This window comes from Microbacterium sp. P5_E9 (genome assembly GCF_054049175.1).
Genome location: NZ_JBFUMV010000001.1, coordinates 267356 through 281190, shown reverse-complemented (window position 1 = coordinate 281190; position 13835 = coordinate 267356). Strand labels below are relative to the sequence as shown.

Here is a 13835-nt window from a genome sequence, read left to right as displayed (position 1 = left end):
GCTCAGCCTGCCTCAGGGTCGAACGAGCTGTCGGTTGCGGCGAGGACCTCGGGCTTGCCGATGGTCGCGCGCGGATCCGGCTCGAGCGTGCCGTCGGCCTCGAACGCGGCGAGCTGACGGATGCGGCGCACGTGCCGCTCCTCACCGGAGAAGGGCGTCGCGATGAACGTGTCGATGAATTCAGTCACCTGCTCGAACGTGTGCTGACGGGCGCCGATGGCGATCACATTCGCATCGTTGTGCTCGCGGGCGAGCTCCGCCGTCGCGATGCTCCACACCAGAGCGGAGCGGATGCCGACGACCTTGTTCGCCGCGATCTGCTCGCCGTTGCCCGAGCCGCCGAAGACGATCCCGAGCACGGGGATGCCGGCATCCTGATCCCGCACGACCGCCTGGGCAGCCCGGATGCAGAACGCCGGATAATCGTCCAGGGGGTCGTACTCGATCGGCCCGTGATCGACCACCTCGTGTCCGTTTCCGGCGAGGTGGTGCTGGAGCTGCGTCGAGAACTCCAGCCCTGCGTGGTCGGTGGCCAGATGGATGCGCATGGGTTCAATCCTAGAGATCCGTCAGGGAGCGATACCGGCGGCGGCCGGCTTGAACCCGGCGCGCAGGTTCTCGCAGCAGCCGGGTCGGCAGACGTCGAACCAGGGGCCGAGCTCGGTGACGTGCGGGCGCTCGGCGACCGGCGTGCCCGCGAGTCGCTCCTCGACGAGATCGATGAGCCCGGCCACGAAGGCGGGATCGATGCCGGGGGTCGGGGTGCGGACGGCGCGGATCCCCGCTTCGCCCGCCGCTTCCATCGCCTCGGTATCGAGATCCCAGAGCACCTCCATGTGGTCGCTCATGAAGCCGAGCGGCACGATCGCGATCGCCTCGATGGCGGCGGCGGGCAGCTCGGCGATGACGTCGTTGATGTCGGGTTCGAGCCACGGCTGCGTGGGCGGACCAGACCGGGACTGGAAGACGAGGTCCCACCCGATGCCGATCGCTTCCGGCCGCTCCCTGGCGACCTCGCTCATCACGTAGGCCGCGACCGCCCGATGCTGCGCGGCGTAGGCGCCGCCATCGCCGAAGTCGACATCTCGAGGGCCGGAGCGGACTGCGTCGTCGGTGGGAACACTGTGGGTCGAGAAGAGCACCCGGATCTGCTCCGGGCGCACACCCTCGTCGATGAACCCCGCGACGGCATCGCGGACGCCATCCACGAAGGGCTGGACGAAGCCGGGGTGGTCGAAGAACTGCCGCACCTTGTCGATCGTCACGGTGCCGGCGAGGCCCGTCTCCGTGAGCGCCCGGGCGAAGTCCTCGCGGTACTGCCGGCAGCTGGAGAACGAGCTGTAGGCGCTCGTTGCGAGACCCAGCAGCCGCGTGTGGCTTGCGGCCGCGGCATCCGTGATCGCGTCGTCGAGGAACGGCGCCCAGTTGCGGTTGCCCCAGTACACCGGCAGGTCGATTCCGCGCCGCGCGAGTTCGGCCTCGAGCGCAGCCTTCAGCGCGCGGTTCTGCGCGTTGATCGGGCTCACTCCCCCGAAGTGCCGGTAGTGGTGCGCGACCTCTTCCAGGCGCTCGTCCGGGATGCCTCGGCCGCGCGTGACGTTGCGCAGGAAGGGGATGACGTCCTCCTGCCCCTCAGGCCCGCCGAACCCGGCCAGGAGGATCGCGTCGTACGCGACCGGGACTTCGGCGTGCGGAGCACCGGATGCCGCGGCATCCGATGCGAACAGGACCGAGCCGTCCGTCTGGAAGCCGGCTGTCGTTTCACTCGCGCTGTCATCGCTCACCCCTCCATCCTCACACCGCGACGGAGCGGGGACGACTAGGCGATATGATCATTCCATCATGCCAATGACCGACCGCCAGCGTCCGCTGTATGAAGTGAAGGCGAACCTGTTCAAGGGGCTCGCGCACCCGTTCCGCATCCGCATCCTCGAACTGCTCTCGGCCGCGGTCGAGGTGAGCGTCGCCGACCTGCAGGCCGAGACGGACCTCGAGGCATCCCATCTGTCCCAGCACCTTGCGGTGCTGCGACGCCACCGGCTCGTCGAGTCCGAGCGCCGGGCGAGCCATGTCTACTATCGGCTGGCCGATCCCCGGGTGGCGGACCTGCTCGCGGTCGCGCGCGCGCTGCTGGTGACGGTGCTCGAGGCGGACCGCGATCTGCTCGCGGACGCCCGCGCGCTCCCGCCGATCGCCGGAACCGCGACGTGAACGCGGTCGGAGCCGCGCCCGACCTCCCGGCCCGCGGCTGGCGCTACGTGCGCGCGCTGCTCCCGTCGTGGTCCGACTACGCACCCGCGCGCCGCAGCTGGCCGCGGGATCTCCTCGCCGGGCTCACCGTGGGGATCGTCGCGCTTCCACTCGCCCTCGGCTTCGGCGTGAGCTCCGGCCTCACGGCCGAGATGGGTCTCGTCACCGCGATCGTCGCCGGGGTCATCGCGGCCGTCTTCGGGGGGTCCAACGTCCAGGTGTCGGGGCCGACCGGTGCCATGGTCGTGGTGCTGGTGCCCATCGTCGCCGTGCACGGCGCGGGTGCCGTCGTCATCGTGAGCATCATCGCCGGGGTCCTCGTGCTGGTCGCGGGATTACTCAAGCTGGGGCGCGCCGTCTCCTTCATCCCCTGGCCGGTGATCGAGGGCTTCACCCTCGGCATTGCGATCATCATCTTCCTGCAGCAGGTGCCGCTGCTCACCTCGCCCACCGTGCCCGTCGCCGGCGAGCACAGTTCGAACGCCGTCGTCGCAGCGGTGCAATCGCTGGCGGGCGCCGACTGGGCGTACCTTCCCTGGGCGGTCGCCGCCGTCGCGATCGTCGCCGGCTGCATGCTGCTCGCGCCGCGGCTGCACCCGGCTCTGCCTGGGTCACTCATCGGCATCGTGATCGTCACCGTGCTGGCATCGGTGGTATCGGCGCCACTCGCCGTCATCGGCGCGCTTCCGTCGACGATCCCGCCGCCACGGCTGCCCGGCATCGACATCGCGACCCTCGGAGCGCTCGTCGCCCCGGCCCTCACTGTGGCGGCCCTTGCGGCCATCGAGTCGCTGCTGTCGGCGCGGGTCGCCGCGTCCCTCGCCGACACCGGTCCGTACGATCCCGACCGCGAACTCGTCGGTCAAGGTCTCGCGTCGATCGGGTCTGGCCTGTTCGGCGGAATGCCGGCCACGGGAGCGATCGCGCGCACGGCCGTCAACGTGCGGTCAGGTGGGCGCACCCGGATCGCCGCGCTCTTCCATTCGGCGGTCCTGCTGCTCGTCGTGCTCGCCGCCGCGGGGCCGGTTGGAAGAATTCCGCTCGCCGCACTCGCCGGAGTGCTCATGGTCACCGCCGTGCGCATGGTGCACCTCGCCACCATGCGCTCGGTGCTCCGATCGACACGATCCGACGCCGTCGCGTTCATCCTGACGGCCGTGATCACCGTGTCGTTCGACCTGATCGTCGCTGTCGCGATCGGCGTGGTGTGCGCCGGCGTCTTCGCGCTGCGCAACCTGTCACGCGCCACCGGCGTGCGTCGTGAGGCGCTGGCCGGAGCGACCCTCCCGGGCGACGAGCGGATCGCGATCATCCGCTTCGACGGTCCCCTGTTCTTCGCCGCCGCCGACCGCGTCTTCGAGACCGTGACCGGAGTGCAGGGGGTCTCGGTGGTGATCCTGCGGATGTCGCAGCTCGAGCTCGTCGACGCCACCGGTGCCCGCATCCTCAGCGAGATCGTCAGCACGCTCGAGCGGCGCGGCGTGACAGTCCTGATCAAGGGAGTGCAGCCGGGTCACGAGGAGCTCTTCCGGACCGTCGGAGTGCTCGACGCGCTGCGGCATCACAAGCACCTCTTCACGGATCTCGACGCCGCGGTCGAACATGCTCGCAGTCATGTGAGACGAGAGGATGCGGCGGCGAGCACGTAGGCTGGAAGGGTTGTCGTCGGCGCCAGCAGCGCCTGTCCGCGGCAATTACCCCTCACCCACACGGGAGCAACGCAGTGCCTGGAGAGAACCTGACCCGCGTCGAAGCGCAGCAGCGCCGGGCGATCGTCGACACCCAGTCCTACGAGGTCGCGCTCGACCTCACCAGGGGCCCCGAAGTCTTCGGATCACGATCCGTCGTCCGCTTCACCGCGACCGAAGGTGCCGACACCTTCATCGACCTCATCGCCCGCGACGTCCGCTCGATCACGCTGAACGGCAACGACATCGATGCGTCGGCGTTCGCAGACTCGCGCATCGCGCTGACCGGTCTGGCCGCCGAGAACGAGCTGATCGTCGACGCCGACGCCCTCTACACGAACACCGGTGAGGGTCTGCACCGCTTCGTCGACCCCGTCGATGGGGAGGTCTACCTCTACTCGCAGTTCGAGGTGCCCGACTCGCGCCGCGTGTTCGCCGTGTTCGAGCAGCCCGACCTGAAGGCCACCTTCCAGTTCACCGTCACGGCTCCCGAGCCGTGGCAGGTCGTGTCGAACTCCCCCACTCCTACGCCCAAGAAGCACGGCGACGGATCGGCGACCTGGACGTTCGAACCGACTCCCCGCATCTCCTCGTACATCACGGCGATCGTCGCCGGCCCGTACGAGTCGACCACCTCGGAGCTGACCAGCGCCTCCGGCCGGGTCATCCCGCTCGGCGTCTACGCGCGCAAGAGCCTCTGGCTGCACCTCGACACCGACTACGTCTTCGACATCACGCGGAAGGGCTTCGCGTACTTCGAGGAGAAGTTCGGATACCCCTACCCGTTCGCGAAGTACGACCAGCTCTTCGTCCCCGAGTTCAACGCCGGGGCGATGGAGAACGCCGGAGCCGTCACGTTCACCGAGACGTACGTCTTCCGCAGCAAGGTGACGGATGCCGTCAAGGAGCGTCGCGTCGTCACGATCCTGCACGAGCTCGCGCACATGTGGTTCGGCGATCTCGTCACGATGAAGTGGTGGAACGGGCTCTGGCTGAACGAGTCGTTCGCCGAGTGGGCCTCCACGATCGCCACGGCCGAGGCCACCGAGTGGACCGAAGCGTGGACGACGTTCAACGCGATGGAGAAGACCTGGGCCTACCGGCAGGATCAGCTCCCCTCCACCCACCCCGTCGTCGCTGAGATCAACGATCTCGAAGACGTACAGGTGAACTTCGACGGCATCACGTACGCCAAGGGCGGCTCGGTGCTCAAGCAGCTCGCCGCGTGGGTGGGCATCGACGAGTTCTTCGCCGGAGTCGGCGCCTACTTCCGCACGCACGAGTGGAGCAACACGGAGCTGAGCGACCTTCTCACCGAGCTCGAGAAGACCAGCGGGCGCGAACTGTCCACGTGGTCGAAGAAGTGGCTCGAGACGGCGGGCGTCAACACCCTGTCGCCGGAGATCACGACCGATGCGGACGGGAAGATCACCCGGTTCGCGATCGTCCAGACCGCGCCGGCGGACTACCCGACGATCCGGCCGCACCGCCTCGGGGTCGGCTTCTACAGCACCCAGGGCGACCGCCTCGTCCGCGTGCACGACGTCGAACTCGACGTCGACGGCGACCTCACCGTCGTCCCGCAGCTCGCGGGCCTCCCCCGCCCCGATCTGGTGCTGCTCAACGACGAAGACCTCGCCTACGCGAAGATCCGCCTCGACGCCGTCTCGCTGCGCACCGCGATCGAGCGCCTCGCGCAGATCAGCGATCCCCTCGCCCGCTCGCTGGTGTGGGGTGCCGCGTGGGATCAGACGCGGGATGCCGAGGCATCCGCCAGCGACTACATCGACCTCGTGCTGCGCAACATCGGCGCAGAGACCGAGTCGACCACGGTCCGCACGACGCTCGGACAGCTGCAGCTCGCCGCGAACTCGTATGTCTCGCCGGAGAAGCGGTCGGCCGCGCGTGAGCGCGTGGCCTCGGCGCTGTGGGAGCTGGCTCAGGCCGCGGAAGCCGGCAGCGACAGCCAGTTGCAGCTCGTCACGGCCTTCGCGAGCGCGGCCTCGACCTCCGCACAGTGGGAGCAGGTGCGCGCCCTGCGCGCGGGTGACCGCACGCTCGGTGGCCTCGAGATCGACACCGACCTCTCGTGGCAGCTGCTCGTCTCGCTTGCCGCCGGAGGGCTTGCCACCGAGCAGCAGATCGACGAGTCGCTCGCGGCGGACAACACCGCCAAGGGCGGGGAGTTCGCCGCGCAGGCCAAGGCGGCCCTGCCGTCGCCGGCCGCGAAGCAGGCTGCGTGGGATTCGCTCATCACCAAGGATGATCTGCCCAACACGATCGTCCGTGCGACCGCCGCCGGGTTCGGCCACCCCGCCGGCGTCGAGTTCCTCGACGCATTCGTTCCGCAGTTCTTCGAGAGCCTGCTCCCGATCTGGAACTCGCGCACCTACCAGATCGCGCAGTACCTCATCGTTGGTCTCTATCCCTCGGCGCTCGCGAACAAGGGGCTGCAGGACGCCACCCGTGCCTGGCTCGCCGCCAACAAGGACGCCGCGCCCGCACTGCGTCGCCTCGTCACCGAGAACCTCGCCGGCGTCGAGCGCGCGCTCGCCGTCCAGGAGCGCGACGCGCAGTAGTTCGATCGGATGCCTTGGCCCACCGCGCAGGTCGGGCCAAGGCATCCCTCATTTAGGATCGTGCCGAGATGAACATCGCCCCGAGCGTCGTATTCCCCGAGCCAGCAAGCTGGTGGGAGTCGGTCGTGAATGTGCTCGCCGACGTGGGGCTGAACATCCTCAGCGTCGCCGGCATCATCATCGGCGCGTTCATCCTGAGCTGGATCTTCAAGCTCGTGATCCGGCGCGTTGTGAACCGCATCGTGACGGGCGCGAAGAGCAAGGCCAAGGTCGACGACACCCAGGCGCTCGAACGCTCGCCGCTCGCGGCGGTCCGCGTCGTGCAGCGTACGCGCACCCTCGGCTCGATCCTCGGCAACATCGTCAACGTGACGATCGTGATCATCGCGCTCGTCCTGATCGTCTCCACGCTCGCCCCGACCGCCCTCGGCTCGCTCACTCTGCTGTCCGCGGCGATCGGCGCCGGCCTCGGCTTCGGCGCGCAGAACATCGTCAAGGACGTCCTGAACGGCATCTTCATCGTCGCCGAGGACCAGGTGGGCATCGGCGACGTGGTCGACCTGGGGCTGGCGACCGGTGTGGTGGAGTATGTGAGCGTCCGCGTCACCCACGTGCGCGATGTCAACGGCACGCTCTGGTACGTCCGCAACGGCGAGGTCACCCGCATCGGCAACATGTCGCAGGGCTGGGCGCGCGTCATCATCGACCTCGCCGTCGGTGCCGACGCCGACATCGGCGAGGTCGAAGGCGCGATGATGCAGGCTGCCAGCGATCTCGCGCACGACCCGAAGTGGCGCTCTCGCGTGCTGGAGAAGCCCGAGGTGTGGGGTCTCGAATCCGTGTCGGGCGACGCCCTCGTCATCCGGCTCGTCATGAAGACGCGCGCGAACGCGAAGGACGACGTCGCGCGCGAGCTTCGCATGCGGCTCAAGAACGCCATCGACGAACTCGGACTGACCCTGCCGCAGCTCAACTCCATCACGCTCAGCGGTCTCGAGGGAGCCCAGCGGGTGCGCGGGGCGAACCCGCCGAAGACCAAGCCGAACCCGGTGGCGGCGCCGCCGGAGCGGCCGGTCTGGAAGCCGAAGCGCACCGGCAAGCGCGCTCAGCCCGCCCCCGATGCCGACCCGTCCGGCCCGCCTGCCACGTCCGGAGACTCGAAATGACGGATGCCGCTCCCCTGGCCTTCTACGACGAGATCGGTGGGCATGACACCTTCGTGCGCCTCGTCGATCTGTTCTACGCCGGCGTCGCCGACGACGACGTGCTGCGCCCGATGTACCCGGAGCAGGATCTCGGTCCTGCCAAGCACCGTCTGACGACATTCCTCGAGCAGTACTGGGGCGGCCCGACCACCTACGGCGAGGAGCGCGGGCACCCGCGCCTACGGATGCGCCACGCCGCGTTCCATGTGAACCCCGACGCCCGTGATCGCTGGCTCGCGCACATGCGCACCGCAGTGGACGCGCTCGAACTCCCCCCGCTCCACGATGCGACGCTGTGGGACTACCTGCAGCGAGCGGCGTTCGCCATGGTCAACACCTTCGAGCCGACCGGCATCGGGCCGGCCGCAGACGGCCGCGCCGCGGCATCCCTTCCGGTCGTGCAATCGGACGCGTTCGGCCAGGGCGCGGATCGACCCGCCTCCTGACGCTCCCGCTCTCTCCCCCGCTCGACCATCCCCCGCACGTTAATCCCCCTCGACCATCCCCCCTCACGACGAAGGAGTCGTCCCATGACCACCACCACCCACACCGCTGACATCCTCGTGATCGGGTGGGGCCTGGCCGGGCTCGTCGCCGCGAGCGAGGCCGCCGCCGCCGGCAAGAGCGTCGTGATCATCGATCAGGAGCCGCGCACCAACCTCGGCGGGCAGGCATGGTGGTCGTTCGGCGGGCTCTTCTTCGTGGACTCGCCGGAGCAGCGCCGGATGGGCATCAAGGATTCGCTCGACCTCGCACGGCAGGACTGGTTCGGCAACGCGGCGTTCGACCGCGAGGAGGACGCCTGGCCGCGCCGCTGGGCCGAGGCCTACCTGCAGTTCGCGCACGGCGAGAAGCGCGCCTGGCTCCGCGAGAAGGGCGTCGGCTTCTTCCCGGTCGTGGGCTGGGCCGAGCGCGGCGGCTACGGCGCCATCGGCCCGGGCAACTCCGTCCCGCGCTTCCACATCACGTGGGGCACCGGACCCGGCCTCGTGGCGCCGTTCCAGGCCGAGGTCGAGGCCGGTGAGGCCACGGGCCGGGTCACGATCCTCCCCCGCCACCGTGTGACGGCCCTCACGACCGTCGCCGGCGCTGTCACGGGCGCTGCCGGAGATGTCCTTTCACCGTCCGGCGCGTCGCGCGGCTACGCGTCGTCGCGCGACGTCGTGGGATCGTTCGAGATCACCGCGTCCGCGACCATCGTCTCCTCGGGCGGGATCGGCGGCAACCACGATCTCGTGCGCAAGGCGTGGCCGGCACGGCTGGGCACTGCGCCCGAAACCATGATTACCGGCGTCCCCGCCTACGTCGACGGCTCGATGCTGGCGGTCTCCGAAGATGCCGGCGCGCGCCTGATCAACGGCGACCGCATGTGGCACTACGTCGAGGGCATCCAGAACTGGGATCCGATCTGGCCGGATCACGGCATCCGAATCCTCCCCGGCCCGTCGTCGATCTGGCTCGACGCGACCGGCAAGCGCCTCCCGGTGCCGCTCTACCCGGGCTTCGACACGCTCGGCACCCTCGCGCACCTGCGCCAGACCGGGCACGACCACTCCTGGTTCGTGCTGTCGCAGAAGATCATCGAGAAGGAGTTCACGCTCTCCGGCAGCGAGCAGAACCCCGACCTCACCGGCAAGGACGTGCGGCTGCTGGCCAAGACGCGGCTTGGCAAGGGGGCGGGGGCGCCGGTGCAGGCGTTCATGGACCAGGGTGCGGACTTCATCGTGCGGGACACCCTCGACGAGCTCATCGCCGGCATGCAGGCGCTCCCCGGCGGCGATGCCCTCGATGCCGAGCGCGTGCGCCTGGAGGTCGAGGCCCGCGACCGCGAGATCGACAACGACTTCACCAAGGACGCGCAGATCGCGATGCTGCGCTCCGCGCGCGCCTACCGCGGCGACCAGCTCATCCGCACTGCCGCGCCGCACCGCATCCTCGACCCGAAATCCGGACCGCTCATCGCGGTGAAGCTGCACGTGCTGACCCGCAAGTCGCTCGGCGGCATCGAGACCGATCTGTCCGGTCGCGCACTGGCACCCGGCGGCGAGCCGGTTCCCGGGCTGTACGCCGCGGGCGAGGCCAGCGGCTTCGGCGGGGGCGGAATCCACGGCTACCGGGCGCTCGAGGGCACCTTCGTCGGCGGATGCCTCTTCTCGGGCCGCACCGCCGGCCGGGCTGCGGCCGCCGCGGTCTAGTCTCGGGGGCTCAGCTCGCGGCCGGTCCGGTCGACCGGACCGGCGTGAGCCCCACCCGTGCCGGGCCCCGGACGATGATGTGGCCCCGCATGAGCGACACCCGCGTCCACGCCCCGCTGACGAGGACCCGGGCATCCTCCTCGCCCACGATGAAGCCGAGCGCGAAGGCGGCGAATGCCGTGCCGAGCGGGAGGCCGTCGAGCGCGTCGTCCGGCGGACCCCACACGGCCGCGCGCACAGTCCGCACGACATCCTCGCCTGGTTCCTGGGGCAGCGCCTCGGCGGCCGCCGCGATCCCCCACTGCGCGCGGGCGGCGAGGACGGATGCCGGGATCGACGACCGCGCCTCCCACCCGCCGCGCGGCGGGGCGATCCCCGCCCAGGCGGGTGACTGCGCGGTGTCGGGAAGCGTCACGGTGCTGGCATCCAGCGCAGACGGCGCCAGGGAGGATGCCTCGACGACAAGGTCGCAGATGAGCTCGGGGTCGACCGGAAGCGTCCGCATACCCAGCACGGTCGGGGTCGAGTCGAGGAGGCCGCGGGGTGCCAGCGGCGCCGAGGTCATCGCGAGCGTGCCCGCGCGGGCCTGCAGGCGGACGGCCCCATCTCCCAGCCGTGCGGAGCGGCTCGCGAACGTCAAGGCGTCGGCTGCGGCGTGGGCATCCGGGAAGAGCAGGTGATTCGGCATCCGGCCTAAACTACCAAGCGGCCCGCCTGCCGCCGGCCGATGAGACGGAGGATCCCTTGACCGACGCCCCTCAGACGGATGCCGCGGCGACGCCCGACGCCGATCCCGTGGCCGCCCTGCTGGCGGTGCTCGACCTCCATGACTCCTCCGCCCGCACGACCGAGGACATCTTCACCGGCGTCTCGCAGCCGATGCCCCTCGGCCGGGTCTACGGCGGTCAGGTGCTCGCCCAGTCCATCGTCGCGGCGTCGCGCACGATGCCCGACGGCCGCTCGGCGCACTCGATGCACGGCTATTTCCTCCGCCCCGGCGACTCGTCCCGCGGCATCACCTTCTCGGTGGATCGCATCCACGACGGCCGCTCGTTCTCGACGAGGCGCACTCAGGCCTTTCAGGACGGCGTGCCGATCTTCTCGATGATCTCGTCGTTCCAGGACGAGGACGAGGGCCTCGACCATCAGGAGCCGGTGCCGTCCGGCATCCCGGATCCGGAAGACCTTCCCGATGCCGAGGATCATCTCAGCGGACTTCACCCGATGACCAAGCGGTACTTCGCCGATCGCCCGGTCGACGTGCGCCACGTCCCCTCGCCGATCTACGTCACGGTCGAGGGCGGCAACGTGCCCCGGCAGGCGGTCTGGATGCGCGCACGGACCCCGCTGCCCGACGATCCGGCCGTGCACCAGGCGGCGCTGGCCTACCTGAGCGACATGACCATCCAGGAGTCGATCCTGCGCGCCCACGGCGTGTCCTGGACCACTCCGGGACTCAAGGTCGCGAGCCTCGACCACGCGATGTGGTGGCATCGCCCCGGCCGCATCGACGACTGGCTGCTCTACGTGCAGGAGTCGCCCAGCGCGCGCGGCGGCCGCGGTCTCGCAACGGGACGGATCTACTCCCGTGCCGGAGCGCTCGTCGCCAGCGTGGCCCAGGAGATCACCGTCCGGGTGCCGTCGCTCTGAGGGAGCCTTCCGCCCTGTGTCTTCAGCGCCGGTGGGCGTAGACGATCGGCGGGCCGGAGTACGGGCCCCACGCGCCGCGCTCTTCGGGCGTGAGCCGGATCGGATGGCCAGTCGCGGCATCCACCTTCACGACCACCGTCGTCGCACGCGCGAACACGGTCTGCCCGCCCTCGCCCGCCGTCTCGATGGGGCTGCACACTTCGTAGCAGACCTCGATGCTCGAGCCGCCGAGCTTGCCGAACCACATCTGCACATCGAGCGGATGCCGCTGATAGGGCACCGGGGCGAGGTACTCGATCTCCTGCCGGGCGATGAGGGTGAGTACGCCGCTCGAGAGGCTGGAGTCGATCACCGCCGTGGTGGGTGCGACTTCGCCGGGCAACGGGATCCAGAAAGCGCGCACGCGCGCCTCTTCGAGCAGCTTCAGCATCGCCGTGTTGTTGACGTGGTTGAACGCGTCGAGGTCGCCCCATCGGAGCGGAATCGGCACGTGCAGCCGCCGCCCGCCAGGGGCGTCAGCCGCACGATCCGCGAGGTCGTCAGTCACGCGTGAGCTTGCGATAGGTCGAGCGATGCGGCTTGGCCGCGTCGGCGCCGAGGCGCTGGATCTTGTTCTCCTCGTACGACGCGAAGTTGCCCTCGAACCAGTACCACTGATCGGGGTTCTCGTCGGTGCCTTCGTAGGCGAGGATGTGCGTCGCGATGCGGTCGAGGAACCACCGGTCGTGGGTGATGACCACCGCGCAGCCGGGGAACTCGAGCAGGGCGTTCTCGAGGGACCCGAGCGTCTCGACGTCCAGGTCGTTCGTCGGCTCATCGAGCAGCAGCAGGTTGCCACCCTCCTTGAGGGTGAGCGCGAGGTTGAGGCGGTTGCGCTCGCCACCGGAGAGGACGCCGGCCTTCTTCTGCTGGTCGGGCCCCTTGAAGCCGAACTTCGAGACGTAGGCCCGGGAGGGGATCTCGATCTTGCCGACCGTGATGATGTCGAGGCCGTCGGAGACGACCTCCCACAGGGACTTGGTCGGGTCGATGTTCGAGCGCGTCTGGTCGACGTAGCTGATCTTGACCGTCTCGCCGATCTTGAGGTCGCCGCCGTCGAGCGGCTCGAGACCGACGATCGTCTTGAACAGCGTGGTCTTGCCGACGCCGTTGGGCCCGATGACGCCGACGATGCCGTTCGGCGGAAGGCTGAAGCTCAGCCCGTCGATGAGCGAGCGTCCGTCGAAGCCCTTCTGGAGCTTCTTCGCCTCGATGACGATGCCGCCGAGGCGCGGCCCCGGCGGGATCGCGATCTCGTCGAAGTCGAGCTTGCGGGTGCGGTCGGCTTCGGCCGCCATCTCCTCGTACCGGGCGAGACGCGACTTGGACTTGGCCTGGCGCCCCTTCGCGTTGGAGCGGACCCACTCGAGCTCGTCGGCGAGGCGCTTGGCGAGCTTGACATCCTTCTTGCCCTGCACCTCGAGGCGCTCGCGCTTCTTCTCGAGGTAGGTGGAGTAATTGCCTTCGTAGCCGATGAGGCGTCCGCGGTCGACCTCGGCGATCCACTCCGCGACGTTGTCGAGGAAGTACCGATCGTGGGTGATGGCGATCACAGCGCCCGCGTACTTCTGGAGGTGCTGCTCGAGCCACTGCACGCTCTCGGCGTCCAGGTGGTTCGTCGGCTCATCCAGGAGGAGCAGGTCGGGCTTCTGGAGCAGGAGCTTGGCGAGCGCCACGCGGCGCTTCTCACCGCCCGAGAGATTGGCGACGGCGGCGTCTCCGGGCGGGGTGCGCAGCGCGTCCATCGCCTGCTCGAGCTGGGAGTCGAGGTCCCACGCGTCGGCGGCGTCGATCTCCTCCTGCAGGGTGCCCATCTCGGCCAGCAGAGCGTCGAAGTCGGCGTCGGGGTCGGACATCAGGCCCGAGATCTCGTTGAACCGGTCGACCTTCGCCTTGATCGCGACGCCATCCTCGATGTTCTCGAGGACGGTCTTCGACTCGTCGAGGACCGGCTCCTGCATGAGGATGCCGACCGTGAAGCCGGGGGTCAGCTTGGCCTCGCCGTTCGACGGATGGTCGAGACCCGCCATGATCTTGATGATCGTCGACTTGCCGGCGCCGTTGGGGCCGACCATGCCGATCTTCGCCCCCGGCAGGAACGACATCGTGACGTCATCGAGGATCAGCTTCTCGCCGACCGCTTTGCGGGCACGGACCATCGTGTAGATGTACTCAGCCATAACCTGTCCAGTCTAGGCGGCGACGGCAGTCGTCCTTTGCGCCCGTGGC

At 69.4% G+C, this 13835-nt stretch carries 12 protein-coding genes; 7 read left to right on the top strand and 5 right to left on the bottom strand.

Annotated elements, in window-relative coordinates; genetic code table 11:
• Window positions 1–2: 2 nt before the first annotated feature.
• Both ACXJ3V_RS01380 and ACXJ3V_RS01375 read right to left on the bottom strand, forming a co-directional pair.
• Window positions 3–548: a ribose-5-phosphate isomerase gene (locus ACXJ3V_RS01380; protein WP_457098465.1), complete on the bottom strand. Its 546-nt coding sequence runs from the start codon at window positions 546–548 to the stop codon at window positions 3–5.
• 21 nt (window positions 549–569) lie between these two features.
• Entirely contained in the window at window positions 570–1784 is a 1215-nt protein-coding gene (locus tag ACXJ3V_RS01375; RefSeq protein ID WP_457098464.1) for a ferrochelatase, read from the bottom strand.
• Between the two features lie 58 nt (window positions 1785–1842).
• Between ACXJ3V_RS01375 and ACXJ3V_RS01370 the strand changes: the two genes are divergently transcribed.
• The 6 genes from ACXJ3V_RS01370 to ACXJ3V_RS01345 all read left to right on the top strand — a co-directional run bounded on the left by ACXJ3V_RS01370 (window position 1843) and on the right by ACXJ3V_RS01345 (window position 9917).
• The gene (locus ACXJ3V_RS01370) at window positions 1843–2211 is read left to right on the top strand and encodes an ArsR/SmtB family transcription factor (protein ID WP_457098463.1); all 369 of its coding nucleotides are present in this window, start codon (window positions 1843–1845) and stop codon (window positions 2209–2211) included.
• Entirely contained in the window at window positions 2208–3899 is a 1692-nt protein-coding gene (locus ACXJ3V_RS01365; protein ID WP_457098462.1) for a SulP family inorganic anion transporter, read from the top strand. The genes ACXJ3V_RS01370 and ACXJ3V_RS01365 overlap by 4 nt, the downstream gene beginning before the upstream one ends.
• A 74-nt stretch (window positions 3900–3973) precedes the next feature.
• Window positions 3974–6517 (top strand): aminopeptidase N, encoded by a 2544-nt coding sequence (gene pepN, locus ACXJ3V_RS01360; RefSeq protein ID WP_457098461.1) that lies wholly within the window; start codon window positions 3974–3976, stop codon window positions 6515–6517.
• A gap of 68 nt (window positions 6518–6585) precedes the next feature.
• On the top strand, window positions 6586–7683 hold the full coding sequence (locus tag ACXJ3V_RS01355) for a mechanosensitive ion channel family protein (RefSeq protein WP_457098460.1): 1098 nt from the start codon (window positions 6586–6588) through the stop codon (window positions 7681–7683).
• Window positions 7680–8168, top strand: a complete 489-nt coding sequence (locus ACXJ3V_RS01350) for a globin (protein ID WP_457098459.1) — start codon at window positions 7680–7682, stop codon at window positions 8166–8168. The genes ACXJ3V_RS01355 and ACXJ3V_RS01350 overlap by 4 nt, the downstream gene beginning before the upstream one ends.
• Window positions 8169–8252: 84 nt before the next feature.
• The gene (locus ACXJ3V_RS01345) at window positions 8253–9917 is read left to right on the top strand and encodes an FAD-binding dehydrogenase (RefSeq protein ID WP_457098458.1); all 1665 of its coding nucleotides are present in this window, start codon (window positions 8253–8255) and stop codon (window positions 9915–9917) included.
• A gap of 10 nt (window positions 9918–9927) precedes the next feature.
• On the opposite strand, the gene ACXJ3V_RS01340 is transcribed toward ACXJ3V_RS01345, so the two are convergent.
• Window positions 9928–10605 carry a hypothetical protein gene (locus tag ACXJ3V_RS01340; RefSeq protein ID WP_457098457.1) on the bottom strand — a complete coding sequence of 226 codons (678 nt, stop codon included), beginning with the start codon at window positions 10603–10605 and terminating at the stop codon, window positions 9928–9930.
• Between the two features lie 56 nt (window positions 10606–10661).
• Here ACXJ3V_RS01340 and ACXJ3V_RS01335 point away from each other — a divergent pair, with 56 nt between their 5' ends.
• A complete protein-coding gene (locus ACXJ3V_RS01335) occupies window positions 10662–11567 on the top strand; it encodes an acyl-CoA thioesterase (RefSeq protein WP_457098456.1) in 906 nt (301 codons plus the stop codon).
• 22 nt (window positions 11568–11589) lie between these two features.
• Here ACXJ3V_RS01335 and ACXJ3V_RS01330 read toward each other — a convergent pair whose 3' ends face one another.
• Window positions 11590–12114 carry an acyl-CoA thioesterase gene (locus ACXJ3V_RS01330; RefSeq protein ID WP_457098455.1) on the bottom strand — a complete coding sequence of 175 codons (525 nt, stop codon included), beginning with the start codon at window positions 12112–12114 and terminating at the stop codon, window positions 11590–11592.
• Window positions 12107–13786: an energy-dependent translational throttle protein EttA gene (ettA, locus tag ACXJ3V_RS01325; RefSeq protein WP_457098454.1), complete on the bottom strand. Its 1680-nt coding sequence runs from the start codon at window positions 13784–13786 to the stop codon at window positions 12107–12109. Before ettA ends, ACXJ3V_RS01330 begins: the two co-directional genes overlap by 8 nt.
• Window positions 13787–13835 lie beyond the last annotated feature (49 nt).